This is a genomic window from Aeromicrobium sp., from assembly GCF_049586495.1.
Lineage (GTDB): Bacteria > Actinomycetota > Actinomycetes > Propionibacteriales > Nocardioidaceae > Aeromicrobium.
This window is the reverse complement of the sequence record NZ_JBAVCB010000184.1, coordinates 1-5,883: the sequence shown is the minus strand read 5'-3', so window position 1 is coordinate 5,883 and position 5,883 is coordinate 1. Positions and strand designations below refer to the sequence as shown.

The 5,883-nt window shown below is 66.6% G+C and carries 6 protein-coding genes and 1 pseudogene; 6 read left to right on the top strand and 1 reads right to left on the bottom strand.

What is annotated here, in order from left to right; translation table 11 throughout:
• The first annotated feature begins 253 nt into the window (after positions 1-253).
• From WB508_RS09645 to WB508_RS09635, 3 genes are read left to right on the top strand one after another with little or no spacing between them, the layout of a single operon-like run.
• Positions 254-868, top strand: a complete 615-nt coding sequence (locus tag WB508_RS09645; RefSeq protein ID WP_423844671.1) for a TetR/AcrR family transcriptional regulator — start codon at positions 254-256, stop codon at positions 866-868.
• Between the two features lie 10 nt (positions 869-878).
• Positions 879-1,664, top strand: a complete 786-nt coding sequence (locus WB508_RS09640; RefSeq protein WP_423844670.1) for a maleylpyruvate isomerase family mycothiol-dependent enzyme — start codon at positions 879-881, stop codon at positions 1,662-1,664.
• A gap of 31 nt (positions 1,665-1,695) precedes the next feature.
• Entirely contained in the window at positions 1,696-2,496 is an 801-nt protein-coding gene (locus tag WB508_RS09635) for an MBL fold metallo-hydrolase (RefSeq protein ID WP_423844669.1), read from the top strand.
• Positions 2,497-2,505: 9 nt separating this feature from the next.
• Here WB508_RS09635 and WB508_RS09630 read toward each other — a convergent pair whose 3' ends face one another.
• Complete coding sequence (locus tag WB508_RS09630; RefSeq protein ID WP_423844668.1) at positions 2,506-3,492, bottom strand: SDR family NAD(P)-dependent oxidoreductase; 987 nt, start codon at positions 3,490-3,492, stop codon at positions 2,506-2,508.
• A 120-nt stretch (positions 3,493-3,612) separates the two neighbouring features.
• Between WB508_RS09630 and WB508_RS09625 the strand changes: the two genes are divergently transcribed.
• The 3 genes and pseudogenes from WB508_RS09625 to WB508_RS09615 form a co-directional block, all read left to right on the top strand.
• Positions 3,613-4,527: an ABC transporter ATP-binding protein gene (locus tag WB508_RS09625; RefSeq protein WP_423844667.1), complete on the top strand. Its 915-nt coding sequence runs from the start codon at positions 3,613-3,615 to the stop codon at positions 4,525-4,527.
• Complete coding sequence (locus WB508_RS09620; protein ID WP_423844666.1) at positions 4,524-5,309, top strand: ABC transporter permease; 786 nt, start codon at positions 4,524-4,526, stop codon at positions 5,307-5,309. Before WB508_RS09625 ends, WB508_RS09620 begins: the two co-directional genes overlap by 4 nt.
• Positions 5,310-5,345: 36 nt before the next feature.
• Positions 5,346-5,883, top strand: a pseudogene (locus WB508_RS09615) (1-deoxy-D-xylulose-5-phosphate reductoisomerase); the annotation flags it as partial.

Here is a 5,883-nt window from a genome sequence, read left to right as displayed (position 1 = left end):
CGGGTATGTCGTGCTGCTCGTACATGCCGTGCCGCGAGAAGTGCATCCACAAGTGGTCCTTGCCGGCGCGCTGGAGCCGGTCGTATTCCAGATCGTTCACACCGTCAGTATCACTGGCAATCCGCCGCCGGTGAACTCATTTCGCCCACATGTTGACTGATGAGGGTGTGCGACGCGTCCAGCAGCACGGAATGGGTCACGCGTTCAGGATCAACTCTTGACAAGATCTGACGGCAGGAGGATCGTCCTAATCATGTTAGATATGCCTAAGCGTGATCGGGTAGCCGAACGACGTGAGTCCACGCGCCGCGAGATTCTCGATGCCGCGTGGACCGTGGCCAGGGAGTCCGGCCTCGCGACGCTGACGCTCCGCGACGTCGCATCCCGGGTCGGCATGCAGGCCCCTTCGCTGTACTCGCACTTCGCGTCGAAGAACGCCATCTACGACGGAATGTTCCGGCAGGCATGGGAAGAGTTCGAGTCCTCATCGCTTGCGGTGGACGCGGCGCTGCCCGCTCACCCCCGAGCGGCGTTCAAGCAGACGATGCGTCACTTCTTCGAGTTCGCCGTGGCAGATCTCGCCCGGTACCAGCTGATGAACCAACGGATCTTGGTCGATTTCGAGCCCACGACCGAGGCGTTCGCCCCCTCGGTTCGCGTGGTCGAGCGATCGGTTCAGTTCGGCCAGGCCGTCGGGATCTCGGTCGAGGACCATCTCATCGTGATCGCGCTGGTCAGCGGACTCATCAACCAGCACTACGCCAATGACCCGGGCGGGGACACCTACGCAGGTCTCCTCGATCGGTCCATCGACATGTGGGCCGATGCCGTCGGCCTTCCTCCCGAAGATTCACCTCCCGCCATGTGAAGGACAGCTCATGATCACGACATCGCCACTGCCTACCCCCGACACCCCGCGTCGAACCGGGCTGAACCGTTCGGTGGCGATGCAGCTCGCCCGGACCGAGTATCAGCGGACGGCAGAGGCGCTGGCCAGTCTCGAGCCCGACGACTGGAGTCGGCGCACTGCCTGCCCTGCGTGGAACGTGAGACAGCTGGCGTGCCACATGGTCGGGATGGCGACCATGGCTTCCACTCCGTGGGAGAGCTCACGGCAGCAGAAGCTCGCGACCGCCGAGGCAAGGACTCACGGAGGTGCTGTCATCGATTCGCTCACCGCTCTTCAGGTGCGCGAGCGCGAGAACCTGACTCCGGACGAGGTCGTCGAGGCGGCACGCCGCATCGCCCCTCGCGCGGCGCGGGGCCGTCGCCTCACGCCTGGCCTGATCCGGCGGCGCGCCTTGCCCGATGCGCAGGTCGTCAACGGCGAAAAGGAGATGTGGACCATCGGCTATCTCATCGACGTGGTGCTGACCCGTGATCCGTGGATGCATCGCATCGACATGTCGCGTGCGACGGGACGACAGCTTCTGGTGACGGCTGATCACGACGGCGTGATCGTCGATGACGTCGTGCGCGAGTGGGCGGAGCGGCACGGGGGACCGTACCGGCTCGAGCTGACCGGACCGGCCGGCGGTCACTGGGCCTCGGTCGAACAGCCAGCTGGCACCGTCGAAATCTCGATGGACGCCGTCGAGTTCTGCCTGATTCTCTCCGGCCGGGGGACCGGCGACGGGCTTTTGACCACACAGGTCCCGTTCTAGCTCAATTCGTTCCCACAGAGAGGCCAGCATCATGAACATTCACAGCACCAGTCTTGACGTCACCGTCATGAGCGACACGGCGGAGGTCCCAGGCATCGGCTTTCTGCCGGTCAACACCTTCGTGCTGCACTCGAAGCAACCTGTGGTCGTGGACACCGGCCTGAGCACGCCCGACAAGGACTTCGTCACCGAGTTGTCCCGGGTCATGGACCCGGCGGACGTGGAGTGGATCTGGATCACGCATCCGGACCGTGATCACACGGGGGGTCTGTGGGAGTTGCTCGAAGCGGCTCCGCAGGCTCGTCTGGTCACGACGTTCATCGGCGTCGGGATCATGTCCACCGAGTGGGACGTACCGCTCGATCGCGTCCATCTGCTCAACCCCGGTCAGTCCCTGGACGTGGGAGACAGACGACTTACGGGTCATCGGCCGCCGTTGTACGACAACCCCGCGACGGTGGGCCTCGTGGACGAGAAGACCGGAGCGTACTTCTCCTCGGACTGCTTCGGGGCGCCCATGGCATCGGCCGACCTGGCCACCAGTGCCGACGTCCGGGCCGTCGACGATGCCGATCGGCGTGCGGCCCAGCTGCTCTGGGCCGCGATCGACAGCCCGTGGGTGCACCTGGTGGATCGGGCGAAGTACGACCCGACGGTGGCCGAGCTCAGGGCGCTTGATCCGTCGGGGATCTTCAGCACGCATCTCCCGCCAGCGATCGGCATCAACGGGCAGCTGGTCGAGGCGTTGGTCGAGGCGCCGGACGGGCCTGTCTTCGTCGGTCCAGATCAGGCCGCCCTCGAGGAGCTGCTCGCGAGCTTCGAACCGGTTTGAGGTCGTCGATCAGGCCGGGGTGTGGGCGATGCCAGCGGCTTCGCAGACGTAGGTCCAGACCGAGCGGCGAGCTGCCGGGTCGTCCTGGCGGCTCGGCAGGTAGTAGGTCGAACGGGGCGCACGGTCGCACCAGAACAGGCCGCTCGAACCGCTGGCCTCCTCAGCGGCGGTCAGCCACACGATCGTGTCGGCACCCAGCTTCCCGGATCGGAGGATGGGACGTAGCACCCTGGAGAAGGTCGGCATCGAGTCCGAGATCCCCGGGGTGTCGGCCCATCCCGGGTGCATGCTGTGCACCGTGATGCCGTCGACGGCGTACCGCTGCGCCATCAGCTCGGTCATGGTCACCTGGATGCGCTTGGTACGCGCATAGGCGCGAATCCCCTCGTATCGACCGCGCCGGTACTCCACGTCGTCGCCGATCGTGCTGTCCAGCGGCGCGGAGTACATGCCCCCGGAGGAGACCACGACCACTCGAGGCGATGCGGCGGCGGCAAGGTTGCTGCGCAGGGCCTCGGTCATCGCCAACGGGCCGATCACGTGGGTGGCCAACGTCGCTTCGTGCCCTTGGGCCGATTCAGCTCGCTCTGGCGGCATGACGCCGGCGTTGTGAACGATCGCGTGCAGGACCGGGACCCGCTGGGCCAGATCTGCGGCGTAGGTGCGCACCGCGTCAAGGTCGCTGATGTCGCAGACCTCGGGCAGGACGTCGGCGTCGGGCTGGTCGCGCCGAATGGTCTCGACTGCGTCGGTCAGTCGCGACTGCGTACGACCGAGCAGGTGGACGGTGGCGCCGAGGCGGGCGATCCCGGCCGCCGCAGCCAGGCCCAGACCGCCGCTCGCTCCGGTGACCACGACATGGCGACCCGCCATCGTGTCCGATGCGGGATCGGCTGGCCACCAGTGCCGACGCAGTGCAGGCCCGATCTTGGAGTATCCGAGGACCAACGTCTTGTCGAGCGTCGTGTCCAGCGCAGACGTGAAAGGGGAAGGCATGGCTCCACGGTAGTGGGCCCCACACAGACCGCCCGTGCTGAAGGTCCGGCGCAGGGCGTGGGTCCCACATCGGGTGAATCCCTGATGTGGCGTGCTCGGTGTCAATGAGAGTCTGGTCCCATGATCACCGTCGAGCACCTCACGAAGACGTACGGACAGCACCGTGCCGTCGACGACGTGTCGTTCACCTGCAAGCCTGGGGCCGTCACCGGCTTCCTGGGCCCGAACGGCGCTGGCAAGTCGACCACGATGCGCGTCATCACCGGACTCACCCCAGCCACCGCCGGCGACGCCACGATCGGGGGCGTCCACTACCGAGACATTCCCAACCCCGGCACCCAGGTCGGCGTCCTGCTCGACGCCTCGGCTCAGCACGCCGGGCGTACCGGCCGCGAGATCCTCACGCTCAGTGCGCTCACCATGGGCCTGCCCATGACCCGCGTCGACGAGATGCTCGAGCTGGTCAGCCTCACCCCGACCGAGTCGAAGCGTCGGGTCAAGAACTACTCGCTCGGCATGCGCCAGCGGCTTGGCATCGCCAACGCGCTGATGGGGGACCCGAAGATCCTGATCCTGGACGAGCCGGCCAACGGTCTTGATCCCGCGGGCATCCACTGGATGCGCAGCCTGCTGCGCATGTACGCCGACCGTGGCGGCACCGTCCTCCTCAGCTCGCACCTGCTGCACGAGATCGAGGTCATCGCCGATGAGATCATCGTCATCGGGCAGGGTCGCATCGTGGCCCAAGGCACCAAGGCAGAGCTGCTGGCGACCGCTGGCACGTACGTGCGGGCTGAGGACGCCGCGGCACTCGGTGCGGCCGCGACGGCCGCAGGTCTCACGGTCCTCGCCTCAGGCGACGGACTGCGCATCGAGGCGGACCCCCTGGACGTCGGTCGCATCGCCGCGCAGCAGGGGCTCGTTCTGGCCGAGCTCCGGGCAGCCGACGGCGCGGGCCTCGAAGAGATGTTCCTTCAACTGACGTCCGAGACCCAGCGTGACGTGGTCGCTTCGACCGCAGGAGGTGCGGCATGACTGCAGCCATCGAGACCATCCACACCGATCGCCCCGGCATTCCATTCACCCGGTTGCTGAAGGTCGAGCTGCGCAAGATGTTCGACACCCGGGCGGGGCGCTGGCTGATGATCAGCATCGCGATCACCGCCGTGGTCGCAGCCGCGTCCGTGATCGCGTTCGCACCCGACAGCGCGATCACCTACGGCGCCTTCTCCCAGGCGTTCGGCATCCCGCTCAACATCCTGCTGCCGGTCGTCGCCATCTTGCTGGTCACCGGTGAGTGGAGTCAACGCAGCGGCCTGGTCACGTTCACCCTGGTGCCGCATCGTGCGTCGGTGATCTGGGCCAAGGCGATCGCCGCCATCGTGGTCGGCACTGTCGCCGTGACTCTCGCGTTCGCGATTGGCGCGCTGGGCAATTTGGTGGGCGCGGCCATCAACGGCGTCGACCCGGTCTGGGACGTCGAGCTCGTGCAGTACTTCACCATCGGCCTGACCTTCCTGCTCGCGCTGTTGCTGGGCTTTGCGCTGGGTGCCTTGTTCAGAAGCACCGCGGCCGCCATCGTCGGCTACTTCGTCTATGGGTTCGTCGTCCCAACCATCTTCGGTGTGCTGGCGGCGTTCCAGGAGTGGTTCCGTGACCTGCAGCCGTGGGTCGACTTCAACTTTGCCCAGATTCCGCTGTTCGAAGGAAATCCCAGCGGGGAGGAGTGGGCTCACCTGGGCACGTCCGGTTTGATCTGGTTCGTGCTGCCGCTGACGGCCGGCGTGCTGCTGATCATGCGTTCTGAGGTGAAGTAAGTAGGCCGGCTGCTGAACGTGGGGGACAATGGCGACATGCGCAAGCGTGTCGCCATTCTCGGATCCACCGGATCGATCGGTACCCAGGCCCTCGAGGTCATTGCCATCAACCCCGATCGATTCGAGGTGGTGGCCCTCGCCGCGGGCGGCAACAATCCCAAGCTGCTGGCCGAGCAGGCGATCACCTTCAACGTTCCCCTCGTCGGCGTGGCCCAGGCCCAGTCCGTGCAGGACGTCCAACTGGCTCTCTACGCCGAGGCCCAGCGGCGCGGCTACGACCAGGGTGAGCACCGCATTCCTCGGATCGTCGCCGGCCCCGATGCGGCGGTGGAGGTCGCCCGCACACCGTGCGACGTGGTGCTCAACGGCATGACCGGCGCGGTCGGCCTGCTGCCCACGCTGGCCGCGCTGGAGGCCGGCACGACGCTGGCGCTGGACAACAAGGAATCGCTGATCATCGGGGGCGAGCTGGTCACGGGGGCCGCCAAGCCCGGCCAGCTGATTCCGGTCGATTCTGAGCACTCGGCGCTCGCCCAGGCGCTGCGCGGCGAGCGACGTGACGACATCCGACGAC

What these genes read in the sequence shown, in the direction of transcription:
- WB508_RS09630 (WP_423844668.1), bottom strand. Translation starts at nt 3,492, where the DNA reads ATGCCTTCCCCTTTCACGTCTGCGCTGGACACGACGCTCGACAAGACG.
- WB508_RS09635 (WP_423844669.1), top strand. Translation starts at nt 1,696, where the DNA reads ATGAACATTCACAGCACCAGTCTTGACGTCACCGTCATGAGCGACACG.
- WB508_RS09640 (WP_423844670.1), top strand. Translation starts at nt 879, where the DNA reads ATGATCACGACATCGCCACTGCCTACCCCCGACACCCCGCGTCGAACC.
- WB508_RS09625 (WP_423844667.1), top strand. Translation starts at nt 3,613, where the DNA reads ATGATCACCGTCGAGCACCTCACGAAGACGTACGGACAGCACCGTGCC.
- WB508_RS09620 (WP_423844666.1), top strand. Translation starts at nt 4,524, where the DNA reads ATGACTGCAGCCATCGAGACCATCCACACCGATCGCCCCGGCATTCCA.
- WB508_RS09645 (WP_423844671.1), top strand. Translation starts at nt 254, where the DNA reads ATGTTAGATATGCCTAAGCGTGATCGGGTAGCCGAACGACGTGAGTCC.